At 53.2% G+C, this 17,846-nt stretch carries 16 protein-coding genes; 10 read left to right on the forward strand and 6 right to left on the reverse strand.

Annotation, left to right across the window (positions count from 1 at the left end):
- Positions 1-43: 43 nt before the first annotated feature.
- Both lpxB and ACEW81_RS12330 read right to left on the reverse strand, forming a co-directional pair.
- Positions 44-1,243 (reverse strand): lipid-A-disaccharide synthase, encoded by a 1,200-nt coding sequence (lpxB, locus tag ACEW81_RS12325; protein WP_373533289.1) that lies wholly within the window; start codon positions 1,241-1,243, stop codon positions 44-46.
- A complete protein-coding gene (locus ACEW81_RS12330; protein ID WP_373533290.1) occupies positions 1,233-2,129 on the reverse strand; it encodes an LpxI family protein in 897 nt (298 codons plus the stop codon). The genes lpxB and ACEW81_RS12330 overlap by 11 nt, the downstream gene beginning before the upstream one ends.
- Positions 2,130-2,361: 232 nt before the next feature.
- On the opposite strand from ACEW81_RS12330, the gene ACEW81_RS12335 reads away from it, so the two are divergent.
- The gene (locus tag ACEW81_RS12335) at positions 2,362-3,318 is read left to right on the forward strand and encodes a bestrophin family protein (RefSeq protein ID WP_373533291.1); all 957 of its coding nucleotides are present in this window, start codon (positions 2,362-2,364) and stop codon (positions 3,316-3,318) included.
- A 78-nt stretch (positions 3,319-3,396) separates the two neighbouring features.
- On the opposite strand, the gene ACEW81_RS12340 is transcribed toward ACEW81_RS12335, so the two are convergent.
- Positions 3,397-5,616, reverse strand: coding sequence for a heavy metal translocating P-type ATPase (locus tag ACEW81_RS12340; RefSeq protein ID WP_373533292.1), 2,220 nt, complete (start codon positions 5,614-5,616; stop codon positions 3,397-3,399).
- Positions 5,617-5,861: 245 nt separating this feature from the next.
- On the opposite strand from ACEW81_RS12340, the gene ACEW81_RS12345 reads away from it, so the two are divergent.
- Positions 5,862-6,842, forward strand: a complete 981-nt coding sequence (locus ACEW81_RS12345; RefSeq protein ID WP_373533293.1) for a 3'-5' exonuclease — start codon at positions 5,862-5,864, stop codon at positions 6,840-6,842.
- Here ACEW81_RS12345 and ACEW81_RS12350 read toward each other — a convergent pair.
- Positions 6,802-7,191: a thioredoxin family protein gene (locus tag ACEW81_RS12350; protein WP_373533294.1), complete on the reverse strand. Its 390-nt coding sequence runs from the start codon at positions 7,189-7,191 to the stop codon at positions 6,802-6,804. The genes ACEW81_RS12345 and ACEW81_RS12350 overlap by 41 nt on opposite strands.
- Before the next feature lie 218 nt (positions 7,192-7,409).
- Here ACEW81_RS12350 and leuC point away from each other — a divergent pair, with 218 nt between their 5' ends.
- Genes leuC through ACEW81_RS12365 form a run of 3 tightly spaced genes read left to right on the forward strand, consistent with a single transcriptional unit; the run spans position 7,410 to position 9,692 of the window.
- On the forward strand, positions 7,410-8,831 hold the full coding sequence (gene leuC, locus ACEW81_RS12355; protein WP_373533370.1) for a 3-isopropylmalate dehydratase large subunit: 1,422 nt from the start codon (positions 7,410-7,412) through the stop codon (positions 8,829-8,831).
- A 27-nt stretch (positions 8,832-8,858) separates the two neighbouring features.
- Positions 8,859-9,446: a 3-isopropylmalate dehydratase small subunit gene (gene leuD / locus ACEW81_RS12360; RefSeq protein ID WP_373533295.1), complete on the forward strand. Its 588-nt coding sequence runs from the start codon at positions 8,859-8,861 to the stop codon at positions 9,444-9,446.
- Between the two features lie 15 nt (positions 9,447-9,461).
- Positions 9,462-9,692 carry a BolA/IbaG family iron-sulfur metabolism protein gene (locus tag ACEW81_RS12365; RefSeq protein ID WP_373533296.1) on the forward strand — a complete coding sequence of 77 codons (231 nt, stop codon included), beginning with the start codon at positions 9,462-9,464 and terminating at the stop codon, positions 9,690-9,692.
- A gap of 171 nt (positions 9,693-9,863) precedes the next feature.
- Here ACEW81_RS12365 and mtnA read toward each other — a convergent pair whose 3' ends face one another.
- Entirely contained in the window at positions 9,864-10,946 is a 1,083-nt protein-coding gene (mtnA, locus tag ACEW81_RS12370; protein ID WP_373533297.1) for an S-methyl-5-thioribose-1-phosphate isomerase, read from the reverse strand.
- Between the two features lie 18 nt (positions 10,947-10,964).
- Positions 10,965-12,242 (reverse strand): cell division protein FtsZ, encoded by a 1,278-nt coding sequence (gene ftsZ / locus ACEW81_RS12375; protein ID WP_373533298.1) that lies wholly within the window; start codon positions 12,240-12,242, stop codon positions 10,965-10,967.
- A 463-nt stretch (positions 12,243-12,705) separates the two neighbouring features.
- On the opposite strand from ftsZ, the gene ACEW81_RS12380 reads away from it, so the two are divergent.
- The 5 genes from ACEW81_RS12380 (at position 12,706) to ACEW81_RS12400 (ending at position 17,845) form a co-directional block, all read left to right on the forward strand.
- On the forward strand, positions 12,706-13,596 hold the full coding sequence (locus ACEW81_RS12380; RefSeq protein WP_373533299.1) for an HDOD domain-containing protein: 891 nt from the start codon (positions 12,706-12,708) through the stop codon (positions 13,594-13,596).
- Positions 13,597-13,600: 4 nt separating this feature from the next.
- The gene (locus ACEW81_RS12385; protein WP_373533300.1) at positions 13,601-14,104 is read left to right on the forward strand and encodes a chemotaxis protein CheD; all 504 of its coding nucleotides are present in this window, start codon (positions 13,601-13,603) and stop codon (positions 14,102-14,104) included.
- 121 nt (positions 14,105-14,225) lie between these two features.
- On the forward strand, positions 14,226-15,971 hold the full coding sequence (locus ACEW81_RS12390) for a flagellar biosynthetic protein FliO (RefSeq protein ID WP_373533301.1): 1,746 nt from the start codon (positions 14,226-14,228) through the stop codon (positions 15,969-15,971).
- A gap of 126 nt (positions 15,972-16,097) precedes the next feature.
- Positions 16,098-17,633: a DNA repair protein RadA gene (gene radA / locus ACEW81_RS12395; protein ID WP_373533302.1), complete on the forward strand. Its 1,536-nt coding sequence runs from the start codon at positions 16,098-16,100 to the stop codon at positions 17,631-17,633.
- Positions 17,633-17,845 (forward strand): disulfide oxidoreductase, encoded by a 213-nt coding sequence (locus ACEW81_RS12400; RefSeq protein WP_373533303.1) that lies wholly within the window; start codon positions 17,633-17,635, stop codon positions 17,843-17,845. Before radA ends, ACEW81_RS12400 begins: the two co-directional genes overlap by 1 nt.
- The last annotated feature ends 1 nt before the right edge of the window (position 17,846 follow it).

The raw sequence follows: 17,846 nt of genomic DNA on the forward strand, positions 1-17,846 counted from the left end.
TAGGCCTTTGGCTTGGCTTGTCAAAATCAACGGCCTAAGTCGCTTAAAGCCCTTGGCTTTCGGGATGAAGTAGGGCCAAAATGCCTTTGGCCACGTTTTGGGCCGCCCCACCGGTATTCAATTCCTGGCGAATTTTGGCAAAGCCGTTACGCTGGCGCAGGGTTTGAACCGAACCGGGTTCTAACAAAGGCAAAACCGCCTGGGCAATGGCGCTGGGCTGAACCTGCGTTTGCCACAGTTCCGGCACAATGGGGTGATTGACATCGGTTAAAATATTGGGCAAGCCCATACAAGGCAAATAAATCAAGCGCAACACCACCTGATACACCAACGGGTGCAGCTTGTACATCAACACCATGGGCGTATCATACAAAGCACCTTCCAGGGTTACGGTGCCAGAAGCGGCAATCATCACATCAGCCACCCCTAAAAGGGCGTGATTCCGGTTTTTAAGAACCAGCGGAGCAGCCCCGGCCGGTTTGGAAGGGCTGTTGTCCGCCACGGTTTTCCAAAGGGCCTGAAACCGGGGCAGAAAATAATCATCGCTTAATGAACCCGCCTGAGCCAACACAAATTGAGCTTGCGGATAATGATGCCGAATTAAAGGAATGCTGCCCAAAATAGCTTTAAGCAAATAGTCAATTTCCAGCTTTCGGGAACCGGGCATCAGGGCCACAATGGGGCGCTCAGGGTCCAGCCCCAGCTCCCGGCAAAAGGTTTCTCGCTGGGGGGCTGGCGGCAGCTCGCCAATCAGCGGATGCCCCACATAAGTGACCGGCACCCCACAGGATTCGTACAGCGGTTTTTCAAATGGAAAAATGCAAAACACATGATCCACGTTGGCCCTGATTTTTTGAAGCCGCCCCTTGCGACTGGCCCACACCTGAGGCGGAATAAAATAAAACACCCGAATGCCCCGCCGCTTTAACTGAGCGGCCATATACAGGTTAAAACCGCCGTAATCAATCAGCAACACCGCGTCAGGCTTAAAACGGTCCAGAAATTTCAGGATTTTTTGACCCAGCCGGTAATGGTACCAAGCCCCCAGCACCGCCCCAAAACCCACCCGCCCCATCTGGGACTGATCGCTCAACATCTCCACTTGGAGGGCTTTCAGGTGATTGCCACCCACGGCGGCCAGCTGGATGTCGGGTTGAAGCGCTCGCAAGGCGTTGACAACCTTGGCGGCATGCATATCGCCGGAGTAATCACCCGCCAAGAGAAACAGCCGATTAGCCCGCATAAATGCGACCGCTTACCGCAGGATCCTGAGTGGACACTACAATCATTTTGTGGCGATTGGCAAAATGGGTCATCTCCTCCGGCTCCAGATAGAGGGTTTGGTTGGCCTCGGTGACCAACATATGCAAGCCTGCCCGGTGCATGGTTTTTAAGGTGCGCAACCCCACCGTGGGAATGTCAAAGCGTTGATCCTGATCGGGTTTGGCCACTTTAACCACCACCCCGCCCTTGCGCCCGGAAACCTTTCCGGCTCTTTTCAGGCATTCATCGGTGCCTTCAATGGCCTCTACCGCCAAAATCATGCCCGAGTGGGCCACGATACTTTGCCCAATATCCAGACGGCCCATTTCCTTGGCCATTTCAAAGCCGTAGCGGGCGTCTCGAAGTTCCTCAGCGTTCGGCGCCCGAGCGCTCAGCAATTTTTCGGGCAAAAACAACTCCCGTAAAAAATCGGCTTGCGGCAAAATACGAATGCCGCGCTGCTCCAGCTGTCCAATAATCCACAACATAATGGCATCATCATTCAGTCGGGCAAACTGACGAAGGGCTTCCACCGCAATGGCATCAATGCGAGGATCTTTCAGCAATAGCCACTTATCCACTTTACCGGCAAATACCAGATGGGTGATGCGCTCCTGAAGCATTAAATCCAGTGTGCGGCCAACCAGTCCGGGGATAATGCGGTGACCCTTGAGCCTGCAAAGTTCTCGCAGCTTGGGATTATCCTTGCCCACAATAAATGGCACGACCTCAATGCCCTGAATACGGGCATTTTTGGCCACATGCAAAGGCAACAAACCTTCACCGGCAATCAATCCGATGCGGGTGACCTGGGTAAAATCAATTTTATGCTTGATTTCCATAGGGCGGGTGGGGGTGCCAATCATGCCGGAACTCGATTTCCCTGAATCTCAACGCCACCCGATGAGTCACGCAGGTGATCATCAAAAAGCGGAGTTTCCATTATACCCGCAAAATAGGCGATTAGGCCAATGGAAAGGGCCAAAAACCCGCTTGGTTGAGACTCAACCGGAAGCTGCTATAATACTTTGTTAACAGACCGATCCAACTTCGCAAATCGATATTTTTACACGATCGCTTTATTCAGGACACGTTGCCATGCTCGTTAAAACCACCGCTCATGAGACTTTTGGAGCCTTGATTCAATATTTGAAAGTGGAGGCGCTGTTCTCTCTGGCCTACGCCAGTTTAATTTATTACTTGTATGAGCATCGAAATCTGGAGTTTTTGGCATCCTTCAGCTTCATCCCGGTCAGTTTTTTCGGGGCCATTCTCTCGGTTTTTCTGGCCTTTCGCAACAACAACGCCTATGGCCGTTGGTGGGAAGGCCGCCAGTTGTGGGGCGATATGGTAAACGCCAGCCGCATGATGGGTTTGCAAACCATGACCCTGGTGGCTTCCAAAGACCCCAATTATTCCAGTGAGCGGGAACAAGAGAAAATCACGGCCCTGCACAGCGAGCTGATTTACCGCCATGTGGCCTACATCAATCTGGTGCGCATGCAGTTGCGAGAAGACATTCATCTGAGTCAGGTTCAACGCTATCTGGGAGAAGCGGATCGCCACCGCATGACCCAATCCATCAACCCGGCCACCCAACTGCTCCTGTCTCAGGGAGAAGCCTTGAAAGAGGCAGCTAATGAAGGCTTGCTGACGGATTACCAATTGATTGCCATGATGGATACCCTGGCCCGCTTTTACAACATTCAAGGCGCTTGCGAGCGGATTAAAAACACCCCGTTTCCTCGGGAATACGACGGGTTTATTCGCTACCTGCTGTGGATTTTGCTCAGTATTATCCCCATTTATTTCCTGGGTATCTTTTCCGATGACTTATCCAAAGCGTTAATTATTCCCATTACCGTGGCCGTTACCCTGGTACTGGGATTTGCCAACAAAGCCGGTGAAATTATGGAAGATCCCTTTGAGAACCGGGTGCATGACATTCCCATGACCGCTTTGTGTAACACCATTGAGCGGGATATGCTCCAACAGCTTAATAACGCTTGCCCCATTCCCGAAAAAATAAAACCGCACGAAAACATCGTTTGGTAAGAAAGTCAGTCCGTTTAAAGCGCTTAAAACCTGGGTGATTCTCCGCCCGATCAAAAATTGCTATCAAAGCGATGGCGGCTACCCCTGAAAGCGCTTGAGCCTCAGGGAATTCAATACCACGCTAATGGAACTGAGCGCCATAGCCCCCGCTGCGACCATGGGGTGAAGATACCCCAGCGCCGCCGCTGGAATGGCAATCAGGTTATAGAAAAAAGCCCAGAACAGATTTTGCCGAATCACCCGTAAAATGGCCCGACTGAGGGCAATGGCTTCCACAATTTTAAGCAAATCGCCTTTCATAATGGTCATTTGGGCGGTACTCATGGCCACATCGGTGCCGGTACCCATGGCAATGCTAACATCCGCCTGAGCCAAGGCCGGGGCGTCATTCACGCCGTCTCCCACCATGCCCACCACTGTTTTTGCAGCCGGTTTGGCAGGATCGACTGAAGCCGTTTGCAAGCGCTGCACAAAGGCTTGTTTATCGGCGGGCGATACGCCGCCCTCAATTTCTGAAGCGGCCAAACCCGCTTGCTGACCAATCCATAAAGCGGTTTCAGGCCGATCGCCACTCAGCATGCGGGGCGAAATGCCCAACTGGCGCAGAGCCTGAATGGCTTTGGCCGCATCGGGCTTTAAAGGGTCCGCAATCAGAAAGACGCCCACCAAGGCTTGATCAACGGCGTAAAATACGGCGGTTTGCCCATGCTCAGCCGCCGTTTGCGCTTCTCGGGATAACTTGGCGGTTAAAACCCCTTGCCGCACCAAAAAACTGGAATTGCCCAACGCCAGCCGATGGCCTTCACACACCCCGCTCACCCCGCCGCCGGGTTCGCTCTGGAAATCGGTGACGGGCGTATCAACAGACTGACTGCCCCCGGTTTGCTGAGCGTAGCTCGCAATGGATTGGGCCAAAGGATGCTCGGAATGGCTTTCCACGGCGCTGGCCCAGCGCATCAAACAAGCTGCTTCCCACTCTGATACCATTTTAAAGCGAACCACCTGAGGCTTGCCCTCGGTGAGGGTGCCGGTTTTATCCAGCACCAGCAGGTTTAAGCGATGGGCCAGATCCAGCCCGTCGGTATCCCGAATTAAGATGCCACTGGCCGCAGCCCGCCCCAACCCCACCTGAATGGCCGTGGGGGTAGCCAAGCCCAGCGCGCAGGGGCAGGCAATTACCAGCACCGCAATAGCCGCCTTCAGGGCCAAGCTCCAGCCATAGCCCAAGCCCAGCCAGCCCAGCAACGTGAGCAAGGCCAATCCCAACACCACCGGCACAAAAATACCCGCCACCCGATCCGCCAGTTTCTGAATAGGCGGCTTCCCACTCTGGGCCTTTTCCACCAAGGCCGCCATACGGGCCAACAGCCCGGAATCTCCAGCGTGAGTAACCTCAATGGTCAAACTGCCCGTCTCATTCAGGGTACCCCCAATCACGGCATCCCCCACCTGTTTGGCAACCGGCAGGCTTTCCCCGGTTAGCAGGGATTCATTCACCGAAGAAGCCCCGGCCAGCACCTGACCATCTAGCGGGACTTGAGTCCCCGGACGAATCAGCACCCGCTGGCCGGGCCGTACCTCGTAGGCTGGGACTTCTTGCCAATGGCCATCACGCTGAATCAGAGCGGTTTGCGGTTGCAGGTTCATCAAGGCCCGAATGGCCTCACCCGCTCGCCCTTTGGCTTTGGCCTCCAAAAACCGCCCCAGCAGAATCAGAGTCACTATCATGCCAGCCGTCTCAAAATAAAGCGGCTCAGTGCTCCCAGCCAGCAGCAAAAAGAGACTATACCCCCAAGCCGTCCCGGCCCCCAAGGCAATCAGGGTGTTCATATCCGTTTGAAAGCGCTGGGCCTGTTGGACGGCGCTTTTAAAAATATCCAGCCCGCACCCAAACAGCACCGGCGTAATCAGGGCCAGTTGCAACCAGCCCGATCCCGCAAAATGCAGGCCCAGCATATGCATGGCAAACACCGGAACGGTCAGCCCAACGGCCCAAATCAACCGACGGGAAGGAGCCATCTCCTGCCTTGCTGAGGCAGAGGGCCTTAGAGGCATCGACATCGGTGCCTCTAACAGCGTGCCGGAATACCCGATGGCCGACAACGCCGCCACCACGGCTTGCGGATCGCTATCCCCAATCACGGTGGCCTTTCCAGTGGCCAGGTTCACACGCACTTCCTGCAATTGCGGCAACGCTTTTTTTAAGCCGGTTTCAATGCGGGCCACACAAGAGCCGCAGTGCATGCCCTCCACCTGAAAAACCCGCTCTGCCTGATTGTTTTTGGAAATCTGGCTCATAACGTCCCCTGTGGGTGGATGCCTGCACCCTGCCTTATACAGTGCCTGTTTATCATACGCAATCCATTCCCGGTTGGCGATGTTTGGTTTTAAGGCTTGTTCTGAGCGGTCATTTGCAATTACTATAAGAAGGTGGCTGTTTGCAAGCGCGTTTCTTTTCCAAACGCCAAGTCGAATAAACCCTGAAAAGGGCCATACCCGCCACACACTATATCAGTAAGATGAAGCTTGAAAAGGATCTTACCTTGAGCGAAACCACGCTGGAAGCCGTAAAGCCGGATGACATCATTATTGTTCTGGACACCGAAACCACCGGTCTGGATCACAAATGCGAAAAGCTGATTGAAATTGCCGCTGTTAAAATGCGGGGAACCGAGGTCATTGAAACCTTTACCTCGCTGGTAAACCCTCAAAAACCCATTCGGTATTCCAGCTTTCTCATTCACAACATTTCGGAAGAAATGGTGCAAGACGCCCCCAACATTGAAGACGTTTTGCCTTCCTTTTTAGAATTTGTAGGCGATTACCCCTTTGTGGCCCACAACGCCATTTTTGATTACAGCTTTATTAACGAGGCCATGAAAGCCACCTACGGCAAACGATTCCAGAACAACCGCATTGATACCTTTGAAATGTATCGCTCTGTGTTCCCGGATGAGGCCTCTCACGGACTGAACGCCTTGCTGCGTCGCTTTGGTTTTGATGAGGACGTGGTTCACCGGGCTTTGGATGACGCCATGTGTCTGGCCAAAGTGTACCCTCGCTTGCGCTCTCTGTATGAGCAAAAATTCAACTGGCAGTTATCGCAACTTAAAAATGTGCCTTACCTGCTGGAGCGCTACATTCGGGTGCAAAAAGCCAGCCAGTGCCTACAGGCTGAAATGAGCGATCTAAAAGATATTTTCAAACTGTATTTTCAAAACGGCGGCGGCTCGGTAGAAGCCTCCACCGGTGAGGTGATGGTGTTCAACTATCGCCGTTCCTACAGTTACGACGAGAAAAAGATTTGGGAAATCGCCACTCGGGCAGGGGTTTGCGAGAAAATTTTCAAGCTAAACCCACGGGCACTGGATAAACTGATTGACAAAGCCGACCTGGAAGAAAGCATCAAGGAAGAATTCAGAGAGTGCCGACTGTCCATGCACGAGGCCCGCAATATTAACTTCCTGAAACCTCAGGTGGTGACTATAGAGCCCGCTGAAGATTCTGAAGAATCGTCGTCTTAGCGGCGTCCTGATAGCCAAATCGATAGTTTTTTCCGTTGTAAATCAGCACAGAGCGCCCCTTGTTCACAAAAAATACCTGGGGCGGCTCTTCTTGTGGCATCGCCAAACCCAGGCCTTGGGCCTGCTTGGGAGCCGCTGCGGAATCCACGTCAATTTCGGAAACGGAAATATTATTCTGAGAGGCGATGTCTCGCACCAAAGGAACCACTTCCCGGCAACTGGCGCACCAATTGGCCGTAAAAACAACCATGCCTGGCCGACTGGCGGCCCAGCCCGCCAAAAGACCTTTGGAAACCGATATTCCCACCACAGACAAGACCAGCAGGGCAATTAAACACTTTTTTTTCATCTTCATCAGGGTCTTTCGCTTTTCTTAACAACTGTTCCCTCAACAGGGACGCTTTTTAATCATAAAAGTTTCTTTGCAGGTTTGTCGAGTCCAAGGCCTCCTGAATTTTGCGGCGTGTCTATTTTTATTTTATTTTATTGAGCCGCAAGGCTTGAGCGCTGACAGGCTTGGGTTAAAATAAAGGCTTATTAACGTTCGGCCCCACCAACAGGAGAGAGATAACTGTGTCCAATCCCCCAAAAACGCTATACCAGAAAATTTGGGACGCCCATGTGGTGGAGCAGGCCGAAGGGTTTCCAACCATTTTATACATCGATCGCCACTTGATCCATGAAGTGACCTCCCCCCAAGCGTTTCAGGGGATGCGGGATAAAAACCTGAAGCTGCGTCGGCCCGATAAAACCTTTGGCACCGTGGATCACAGCATTCCAACCACCGATCGCAAGCTGCCCATTCAAGATCCAGAAGCGGCAGGCCAAATTAAAACCTTTGAGCAAAATTGCCGGGAGCAAGGCATTTCCTTTTTCGGGGTGGACAGCGATCAGCAGGGCATTATTCATGTCATCGGGCCTGAGCAAGGCTTAACCCTTCCCGGCATGACCATTGTGTGCGGAGACAGTCACACCTCTACCCACGGAGCCTTTGGGGCGCTGGCTTTTGGCATTGGCACCAGTGAAATCGAACAGGTGTTTGCCACCCAGTGCCTGTTGCAACAACCCTCTAAAACCATGGAAATTCGGGTGGAAGGCAAACTATCCCCGCTAGTGACCGCCAAAGATATTATTCTGGCCATTATCGCCCAAATCGGTGTGGGAGGCGGCACCGGCTATGTGCTGGAATACACCGGTAGCGCCATCCGGGCGCTTTCCATGGAAGGGCGCATGACCCTTTGCAATATGTCCATTGAAGCGGGCGCCCGGGCAGGCATGGTAGCGCCTGATGCGGTCACTTTTGAGTACCTGAAAGGCCGCCCCTACGCACCGCAAGGGGAAGCGTTCAATGAGGCGGTGGCCCAATGGCAAACCTTACGCACCGATGAAAACGCTACCTATGACGCCACCATTACCTTACAGGCGGAAACCATTGAACCCATGGTGACCTACGGCACCAACCCCGGCATGGCCATGGGCATTAGCCAAACCGTGCCAACCGCCGCCAACTTCCAAACCGAGGATGACAAAGCCGAACTGGCGGACAGCCTTGCCTACATGGCCTTAAAATCCGGCCAACCCATTGCAGGCACCCCCATTGACGTGGTATTCATCGGCAGCTGCACCAATTCACGGATTGAAGACTTGCGAGAGGCGGCCCAGGTGGCCAAAGGGCATCAGGTTGCCGCCGGAGTACGTGCCTTGGTGGTTCCCGGCTCCTATCCCGTCAAACGTCAGGCGGAAGCGGAAGGACTGCACACCATTTTTCAGGCAGCCGGGTTTGAATGGCGAGAGCCGGGGTGCAGCATGTGCATTGCCATGAACGGTGATCAAATTGAAGCCGGACAAGCTTGCGCCAGCACCAGCAACCGCAATTTCAAGGGGCGACAAGGCAAAGGGGGACGCACCTTTCTGGTCAGTCCGCCCATGGCTGTGGCCGCCGCCATCCGAGGCCAGCTGGTGGATATTCGCCAATTCACCCTGAATTAAGCATTCAAGCACAGGAATTTAATGATCATGACTCAAAAAATAACCCGCCTGCAAAGCACCTGCGTTCCGCTGAACCAAAACAATGTGGACACCGACCAGATTATTCCGGCCCGCTTTTTAAAAGGCACCACCAAAACCGGGCTGGGGCAAAAACTGTTTTACGATTTGCGCTATCTGGAAAACGGCGCGCCCAACCCCGATTTTGTGCTGAACAATCCCAAATTTAGCGGTAGTGTGCTGGTGGCCGCCCACAATTTTGGCTGCGGCAGCTCCAGAGAACACGCCCCCTGGGCACTGAAAGATTATGGGTTTCAGGCCATTTTGGCCGTATCGTTTGCCGATATATTTTGTAACAATAGCTTGAAGAATCAGGTGTTGACCATAGCATTGCCCGAACCGATCATTATGCGCTTGCTGGAATCCATAGAGGCCGATCCCTCGCTGAGCGTTGGCATTGATCTGGCCCTTCAAACGGTTCAGATACCGGGGCAAGCCGATCAGGGCTTTGAGATTGACCCTTACCGCAAGCAATGTTTGCTGGAAGGGCTGGATGACATTGGCTATACCCTGTCTCGCCAAACGGCCATTGAAGTATTTGAACGCACCCACGCTTAGGAGCAGCATTTAACCATGATTACCACCACAGATGTGATCAGCCTGATTCAGGCCCAGTACCCGGATGCCAAGGTTAATATTCTGGATAAAACCGGCATGAGCGATCATTTTATTGTACGAGTCGTCACCCCGGCCTTTGAAGGGGTGGGTGTTATGGATCGGCACAGACTGGTGATGAAATGTCTGGAAACCGCCATGCAGGACGGGCGCTTACATGCCGTAGAAATTCAAACCGCAACGGCTTAATTGGTTCACCCGCAGGATTCTGGCTTTGCAAACAGCCATTCGCTTTTCGCTGTCCATTTTGATATTCAAAGCATCAAATAAGGCCTTGCGCCATGGGCGGGGATTCTGCACATGCGCCAAAAAACTCACTCACTAAACTAACATCAGAAAGTTCAAGGCTAAGTAGTGAAGCTAAGCTTCAAACAACTGGGCCAGAGACTTCAGATAGTCAGGGCGGGCAATGCCTTTTTCGGTGATGATGCCCGAAATATATTTGGCGGGGGTCACATCAAAGGCAGGATTGTAAAACTGAACGCCTTGGGCGCAAATCAATTCCCCGTTCATGGTGGAAATTTCAGTGGCATCCCGCTCTTCAATGGGAATTTCATCGCCAGAGCGCATACTGCGATCAATGGTGGACAGCGGGGCGGCCACGTAAAAGGGAACCCCGTGGGCATGGGCGATCAAGGCCAGGTTATAGGTACCAATTTTATTCGCGGTATCGCCATTGGCTGTAATGCGATCGGCGCCCACCACCACCATATCAATTTTCCCGGCTCGCATTAAGCTGCCAGACATATTATCAGAAATCAAGGTGACCGGAATACCGTCTTCCAGCAATTCCCAAGTGGTTAGCCGTGCGCCTTGCAAGCGGGGACGTGTTTCATCGGCGTAAACCCGAATGCTGGCATCGTTGGCAAACGCGGAACGAATGACCCCCAAAGCGGTTCCATAGCCCCCGGTCGCCAAAGCCCCGGCATTGCAATGGGTAATAATACCAGCGCCTTGCGGTACCAAGGCAGCCCCAAAATCACCCATACGATGACAAGCGTCCCAATCTTCCTGATGAATCTGGCGGGCCTTCTCAGTCAGCAAATCCAGCAGCTGCGCCGCCGATTCCACCGGCTCCCCCAGAATTTTTTTCATCTCATCCAAAGCCCAAAACAGATTCACCGCCGTAGGCCGAGTTTGAGACAAGGCCTCCACGTCAGCCAGCACTGTTTTTCTAAAATCCTCCAGACACAAATCGGAGGCAAAGGCTTCACGAGCGCTAAGCACGGTACCGTAAGCGCCTGCGATGCCAATGGCCGGAGCGCCTCTGACCAGCATGGTGACAATGGCGTTGGCCATTTCCCCAGCGGTGCGAATGGTTAAATAGCGCACCTCGTTTGGCAAAGCAACCTGATCCAACAGTTTGACCCCATCGGCATGCAGGGTTAAAGCCTGAACTTTGGAGCTAAAGCCTTTCAGAATGGGAGGCGTTACGGTGTCCACGTTATCAGCCCTGTCTTCCTACTTCTTAGGACGCAGGAAGTCTGGTAAATCCAGCAAGCGACGAGCCGCTTCGGTCATGGAATTACTAGAGCGGGGTGCGGGGGCTTTCCAACCGGGCGTTTCTTCCAGCTTGGGTGGCAACATGGAACCCGGAACCTGAGCGCCAGGCACTGTGGACGTCATTGGCTTCATCCCCGAGGGTTGACCGGGGCTGGACACCATGGGACGTCCCAGGCTTTCCAACGGGTTTTTAATGGCATTATCGCTGAACTGCGGCCCAAGCTGGTGTGCTTTCAACTCAAAACCGGTGGCAATCACCGTAATTTGAATTTCGCCCTGAATGCGCTCATCAATCACGGAGCCAAAAATAATGTTGGCATCTTTATCAACCGATTGATAAATAATCTCAGCCGCTTCGTTGACTTCGTGCAAGGTCATGTCCGGTCCGCCGGTCACGTTGAAGATAACGCCACTGGCCCCTTCAATAGAAGTTTCCAGCAAGGGGGAATTAACAGCCATGCGGGCGGCTTCCAGAGCGCGACCTTCGCCAGACCCTTTGCCAATACCCATAATGGCGGAACCCGACAGGCTCATAATGGCTTTTACATCAGCAAAGTCCACGTTAATCAAGCCGGGTACGGTAATGATATCGGAGATACCCTGAACGCCTCGCAGCAGAACTTCATCGGCAATGCGGAACGCTTCCTGCATGGAGGTACGACGCTCGACCACTTCCAGCAACTTGTCGTTGGGAATGACAATCAGAGTGTCTACATTTTCACGAAGGCTTTCCAGGCCTTGAATGGCTTGCTGTTGACGACGACGGCCTTCAAACGTAAATGGCCGGGTGACCACAGCCACGGTTAAAGCGCCGATTTCACGGGCAATGCCAGCCACCACAGCGGCGGCTCCGGTGCCAGTACCACCGCCCATACCGGCGGTAATAAACACCATATCGGCGCCTTCCATAGCGGAAATAATGTCATCACGGCTTTCTTCAGCCGCTTTCATCCCAATGGCGGGGTTACCACCGGCACCCAAACCACGGGTAATTTTCTGGCCCAACTGCAAACGCTTATCGGTGCCAGCCATTTCCACCACTTGGGCATCGGTGTTCATCACCCAGAACTCAACACCGCTCATCCCGCTCTGAATCATGCGGTTCACGGCATTGCTACCGCCACCGCCAACCCCAATCACCTTAATGCTGGCCTTCAGCCGGGGCGGGGGATTATGAGCCGAGAACAGGGAAGGCTCCCCTTGATGATGATGATGACCGTGATCCATAAATTCCATAAGCCTGTCCCCTAAAAGTAAAATACTAAAAAAATCTAACTCGGTTGCAAAGCCGCCGTTGCGCACTTTTCTGATGATCAGTTTCGGGCGAGGGGGGCGAGCAATATGCAAGACCGCGCAAATCTGCTGTAACTATTATTTCTGAACCTGCCACATTTGGAAAGAAAGTTTGAGAAATGTAAGCAAGTTTCCGGTTTTGGAGCGCATCAACCATGAGGTCATCATGAACGCATTGCGCTTCGAACCACCCGAGCACACGCTCCTGCCAGCGGGGTCTTATTATATACGCTCCATGCCCGATTGGATAGTAAAGTTTCCCCGCCAAAAACCAAACCTGAAATGAAGAATAAGCGGGTTCCGCCAAACAGGGGAGATCCCGAAGGGCAAGCACTCAAATCGCTCATTCAGCGATAAACTATTAGTTAAGGTTCAAGGATTGTTCGATTCAAAACAAAGGTTTCCCATGCCTAAAGTAACCCTGCAGGAAATTATCAGCAAGGTCGATCAGCTGCCCCAGCTGCCACAAGTGGCCCTGAGAGTCAGCCGGATGATGGAAGAAAGCAATTCCAACGCCGAAAAACTATCCGATGTCATTCGCCTTGATCCCAGCTTTACCAGCCAGGTTTTAAGACTTTGCAATTCCGCGGCTTACGGCTTTTCCCGACGCATTTCCACCGTAAAAGAGGCGGTGGCCATTCTGGGTCATTCCACCTTAAAGAGCATGGTCTACACCATTATTGCCAAAGTGGCCCTGGATCGCCCGGTACCCGGATACTCTCTCTCTGAAGGCGATTTATGGTACAACTCACTCACTTGTGCGGTATACGCCAAGCATATTGGCCAAAAGGAACGCCTTCCCGATCCTGAGCTGGCCTTTACCGGCGGCCTACTGAGAGATATCGGCAAAATTGTGCTGGGTGATTTTGTGGGGGCCAACTACGCCGAAATTGAAGCCCTGACCGTGAAAGAAAAAATTGATTTTCTGGATGCCGAAGAACGGGTGATTGGCTTTAACCATAGTATTGTAGGCACCCGAGTGGCCGAAAAATGGAACTTGCCACCGGTTCTGGTCAATGTAATACGGCATCATCACAAACCCAGTAAACTACCACCCACCATTCCGCCGGTGGAATCCAAAATGATTAGCATTGTGCATTTGGCCGATGGCTTAACCCGCATGATTGGTCAGGGTGCTGGCAACGATGGGCTGATGTACTGTCTGGACACAGACGCGTTGACCCGAGCAGGCATTAACGTACAGGGCGACTATCTGGAACGTTTGTTGGGCGAGCTGGTGGATCTCAATCCCATCATCAAAGATCTGGCCGATTCGATGAGCGGAAAGGAAGATTAGCCAGATGTCGATGCAACGCACCGAACAAGTTGAGCTGGGCGAAATTAAAGTCAGCGATCAGAAAACCATGATGTTTGTGTTGCCCAACATTGGCACAGGCATTGCGGTTACTATTTTTGACCTGCAAAATAAAGTGGGCGGAGTGGCCCATATTGTGCTGCCAGAAAGTTCACTGGGAACCCCCGGCAATGATTTACTGCCCGGCAAATACGCCAATTTGGCGGTGCCTAAACTGCTGGCCGATTTTGCTGAACTGGGCGGACAAAAGGAAAATAGCGTGGTTCGCCTGGTAGGCGGCGCCCAACTGTTTAATTTTGGCGGCGGCGGGGGCAATATCCTCAATATTGGCGCCCGAAACGCCACAGCCATCCGGGCGGCCATGTCCAAGCAGGGTTTGGCCATTGGAAAAGCGGATACCGGCGGCAACAAAGGAAAATCCTTGCGCTTTGTGCTGGCCACCGGCCAAATGTTTGTACGCCTGATCGGCGGCGACGAGTACCTGGTTTAAAAAACAATTAATCAACCCGAAAACTGTTATACTTAAAACTGGTGAGTTGTGTGGGATTCAACGCCCCAAGCCGCATGCGGGCTGGGGCAAGTGAAAGTTTAAAATGGGAGTGAGTGTTGTCATGGAAAACCGTATTGCAAGTACCACTTTGAGCGTGGCCAAAACCAGCGCCCCTTGGGCAGCCCTTTATCTGGCCGCTTCGTTGGGGTTACTGTTAGGAGCCTTCAATAGCGGCTTTGCGGAACCAGGCAACCTGTCTTTTGTAATCGAGGAAATCGCCACCCAGCCGGAAACCATTAACCCATCCACCGCCCCACTCAACGTGGAGCAAACCGCCCCCCTTCCCGCATCGACCATTGCTGGAACCCAATCCGCCGTGCTGACCGTAAGCCGGGAAATCCACACCACAGCGCCCATTATGAACTCAGCGCCCAAAGGGGTCAGTAGCCAAAAATCACCGGGCAACACCGGCGCTTACCAGCGAATTGTACCCACCAAGCCCGAATCCAGATACTATTTACAACTGCCAGAGCCGAAGACCGCCCTTCAGCCATCCGCAAGCAGTTTGACAGATAACATGCCAACCACGGCCACCAGCGTTCCGGTAGCGCCTGTTTCCCCCCAACTGCTATCTGTTCCCACAGAAGAGGCTGAAACGGGCACCAGCCCCAGGGCATTGCCCGATCCTGAAAACCAGCCCTTAAACCTGAATACCGAACAGGCAACCGTTTCCGGGGCCGCCACCAATGCGCTGATTCGGGTGACGCTGGGCTTAATGGTAGTACTGGGATTGTTACTGCTGTTTGCCAAACGGGTACTGCCCCGCTTAATGGCTCGCCATCCAGAATTTTTTGAACGCTTGAAGCAAAAGAACGCCCCTGCCAATGCGCTTACCCCCGATACGTCCGTCAGTTATTCAGCCCCGTTGGATATTCCACAAAGCGTACTGGCAAAACAGACCTCGAAAAAAGAGTCGCTGAAACAAAACTGGTTGGGGCGTTGGAAGCAACCCCAATTAGCAACCGCAAAAGCGCCGGGTTCAGCACTGGAATCCCTTGAAATTCAAGGCAAACAGTTCAACCTGCTTAGCTCCACCGCATTGGGTAAGGATAAAGAGTTGCATTTGGTAGGAATTATGGGGCGGCAACTGGTGGTAGCTACCACGCCTTATACGGTCAGCCTGATTCAGGACCTGACCGAAACGCCACAAGCAGAAACCCGGCCCATCCCCAATAACCTGAACATAGAAATGGCTGAAGCAGACAGCGCCGCAGCGGAGGCATTGGGCAGCCAGCTACAGTTGCTAGGGCCAAATGGCGTTGAATGTTTAACCACCGACGAAACCACCGCTACCGAGCCAATCCCTTTGGAGCCGGAGCCAATTGAAGCCACCCATGTTGATGAGGCTGACCACACTTTCTCTCCAGAAGTCACTTCAGAGCTGACCTCAGAACTTATTTCAGAATCAACTTCAGAATTGACGACAGAAATAACATCAGAATTAACACATGAGCCGGAAGCGGTGATTATCGCTCAGGATTTGGACGATCAACCGCCACCAGCATCCAAAGCCGAATTTATTCGGGCCAAAAGCAACCCTTATAACAGCGTTCCCCGATTTTCCGAATTGCGCTACCTGACCATCGAAACCACCGAAGTGACGCCCATGCCCGCCGAGGAAGAAGTGCCGTTGCCGGAAACCGTCCAGGCCCTCATTGCGGAAGCCTTGCAGCAAGCCCAGGCCCAGCGTAGCGAAATCGAGCCTTCAACCGAGTCCCCCCAGCCACCCAAAACCTCCCCAGCGCTAAGGCCAGAGCTGGAAAGCATTGTGGTACTGGCTGACTACGATGACGTTTACGGGTATTAAACCCGCCCTGTATCAATTTCACCCCATTAAAAAGGGCGTCCCATGTTAACCATGAGGATGCCCTTTTTTGGCTGGGCTGGCCAGAACTTTCTCGTGCAAAACGCAAGCCCGTATTAGAATAGATATATGGCCAAGAACAAAACAACTTACCTGTGCACCGAATGCGGCTATTCCGCCCCTTCCTATCTGGGGCGCTGTCCCGAGTGCCAAAGCTGGAACTCCTTCAGCGAGCAGGTCAGCGTCAAGCCCAAAACGGATACGTTACGAACCCGTGGCCTGACCAGCGCCTCGGAAGGCAACGCCGAAAGCCGCATTATTCGGCTATCAGATGTGGCCATGGACAACGCCGCGCAGTACAGTTCAGGCTTCCCGGAGCTGGATCGGGTTTTGGGCGGGGGCATTATGCCCGGTGGATACATTCTGGTAGGCGGCGATCCGGGTATTGGAAAATCCACGCTGATGCTGCAAATGGCCGCCAAAGTGGGCCAGCAGGGAAAGTTTGTACTGTACGTGGCCGGGGAAGAGTCCCCCTATCAAATTAAAATGCGGGCCGAACGACTGGCGTTGGCCGCCGATCAGATTTCCGTACTGCCGGTCACCAACATTCAGCAGGTGTTGGAATCCATTCGATCCGCTCAGCCCGACCTGGTGGTGATTGATAGTATTCAGGCCATGTACTGCGCCGATGTCAGCGGTACCCCCGGCAGTGTGAGCCAGATTAAAGAGTGCGCCGCCATTTTGATGGAAGCGGCCAAAACCCTCAATATCCCCATTTTCCTCATTGGGCATGTGACCAAGGAAGGGGTGGTTTCCGGCCCCAAGCTACTCGAGCATACCGTGGACGCCGTGCTTTACTTTGAGGGCGATAAATACCAGAATTTGCGAATTTTACGCACCGTTAAAAACCGCTTTGGCAGCACCCAGGAAATCGGGGTGTTTGAAATGGCCGAAATGGGCCTGCGAGAAATCGCCAACCCCAGCGAACTGTTTTTGTCTCAAAGCATGCTGGGCAGCGCCGGTAATCATCCCGGCAGCGTGGTGGCGGCCACCATTGAAGGCAGTCGTCCCATTCTGGTGGAAATTCAGGCGCTGGTGGGACAATCCACTTACCCTTCTCCCCGTCGGGTTGGCAATGGTATTGACGCCAACCGGCTGCACCAGATTATCGCTGTGCTGGAGCGCCGCTTGGGGCTGGATTTCTCCAGACAGGATGTTTACGTTAACGTGGTGGGCGGCTTACGCATTGATGAACCCGCCGCCGATTTGGCCGTGGCGGTGGCCATTATCAGCAGCGCCCGCAACTTATCGGTCATCACCGGCACCGTGGTTACCGGGGAAATTGGACTGACTGGCGAAATCCGCCCGGTGCGCCAATGCCAGAACCGCTTGCAGGAAGTGGCCCGCATCGGGTTTCAACGCATGCTGATTCCTCGCATGGAATTACCGCCCAATGGCATTCCAGAAAAACTCCAACTGCTCCAGGTGGCCACCATCGGAGATACCATCAAAGCCTGCTTCTCGCCCCGCAGACCGGGCCATACAGAGTCTGAACACCGAGGCCCGGATCTCACCCGGCATGCCCCGATTCCTTTTAATGAAGTGCCTGAAGCGTTTGCCACCCATGAATTTTCCGCTGAAGAGTTTACCGAGGACTTTGCCTGATGAGCCCTACCCCCCCCATTACCGAAACCATGAGCATTCCTGAAATTGTAGAGAAATACCCGGCCACCCAAGCCGTATTTTCTCGCTATGGGCTGCATGTGGCGGGTTATAAGGCCCTGGCCCATGAGAATCTGTTTGCCACCAGCCGGGTGCATCAAATTGATTTGCAGGCCATTTTAAACGATTTGAATCAGCAAGCCACGGACCATTAAA

The sequence above is a fragment of the Vampirovibrio sp. genome (genome assembly GCF_041737375.1).
Lineage (GTDB): Bacteria > Cyanobacteriota > Vampirovibrionia > Vampirovibrionales > Vampirovibrionaceae > Vampirovibrio.

Coding starts and splice junctions, on each gene's coding strand:
- lpxB (WP_373533289.1), bottom strand. CDS start 1,243: ATGCGGGCTAATCGGCTGTTTCTCTTGGCGGGTGATTACTCCGGCGAT.
- ACEW81_RS12330 (WP_373533290.1), bottom strand. CDS start 2,129: ATGATTGGCACCCCCACCCGCCCTATGGAAATCAAGCATAAAATTGAT.
- ACEW81_RS12335 (WP_373533291.1), top strand. CDS start 2,362: ATGCTCGTTAAAACCACCGCTCATGAGACTTTTGGAGCCTTGATTCAA.
- ACEW81_RS12340 (WP_373533292.1), bottom strand. CDS start 5,616: ATGAGCCAGATTTCCAAAAACAATCAGGCAGAGCGGGTTTTTCAGGTG.
- ACEW81_RS12350 (WP_373533294.1), bottom strand. CDS start 7,191: ATGAAAAAAAAGTGTTTAATTGCCCTGCTGGTCTTGTCTGTGGTGGGA.
- leuD (WP_373533295.1), top strand. CDS start 8,859: ATGACTCAAAAAATAACCCGCCTGCAAAGCACCTGCGTTCCGCTGAAC.
- ACEW81_RS12365 (WP_373533296.1), top strand. CDS start 9,462: ATGATTACCACCACAGATGTGATCAGCCTGATTCAGGCCCAGTACCCG.
- ftsZ (WP_373533298.1), bottom strand. CDS start 12,242: ATGGAATTTATGGATCACGGTCATCATCATCATCAAGGGGAGCCTTCC.
- ACEW81_RS12380 (WP_373533299.1), top strand. CDS start 12,706: ATGCCTAAAGTAACCCTGCAGGAAATTATCAGCAAGGTCGATCAGCTG.
- ACEW81_RS12385 (WP_373533300.1), top strand. CDS start 13,601: ATGTCGATGCAACGCACCGAACAAGTTGAGCTGGGCGAAATTAAAGTC.
- ACEW81_RS12390 (WP_373533301.1), top strand. CDS start 14,226: ATGGAAAACCGTATTGCAAGTACCACTTTGAGCGTGGCCAAAACCAGC.
- radA (WP_373533302.1), top strand. CDS start 16,098: ATGGCCAAGAACAAAACAACTTACCTGTGCACCGAATGCGGCTATTCC.
- ACEW81_RS12400 (WP_373533303.1), top strand. CDS start 17,633: ATGAGCCCTACCCCCCCCATTACCGAAACCATGAGCATTCCTGAAATT.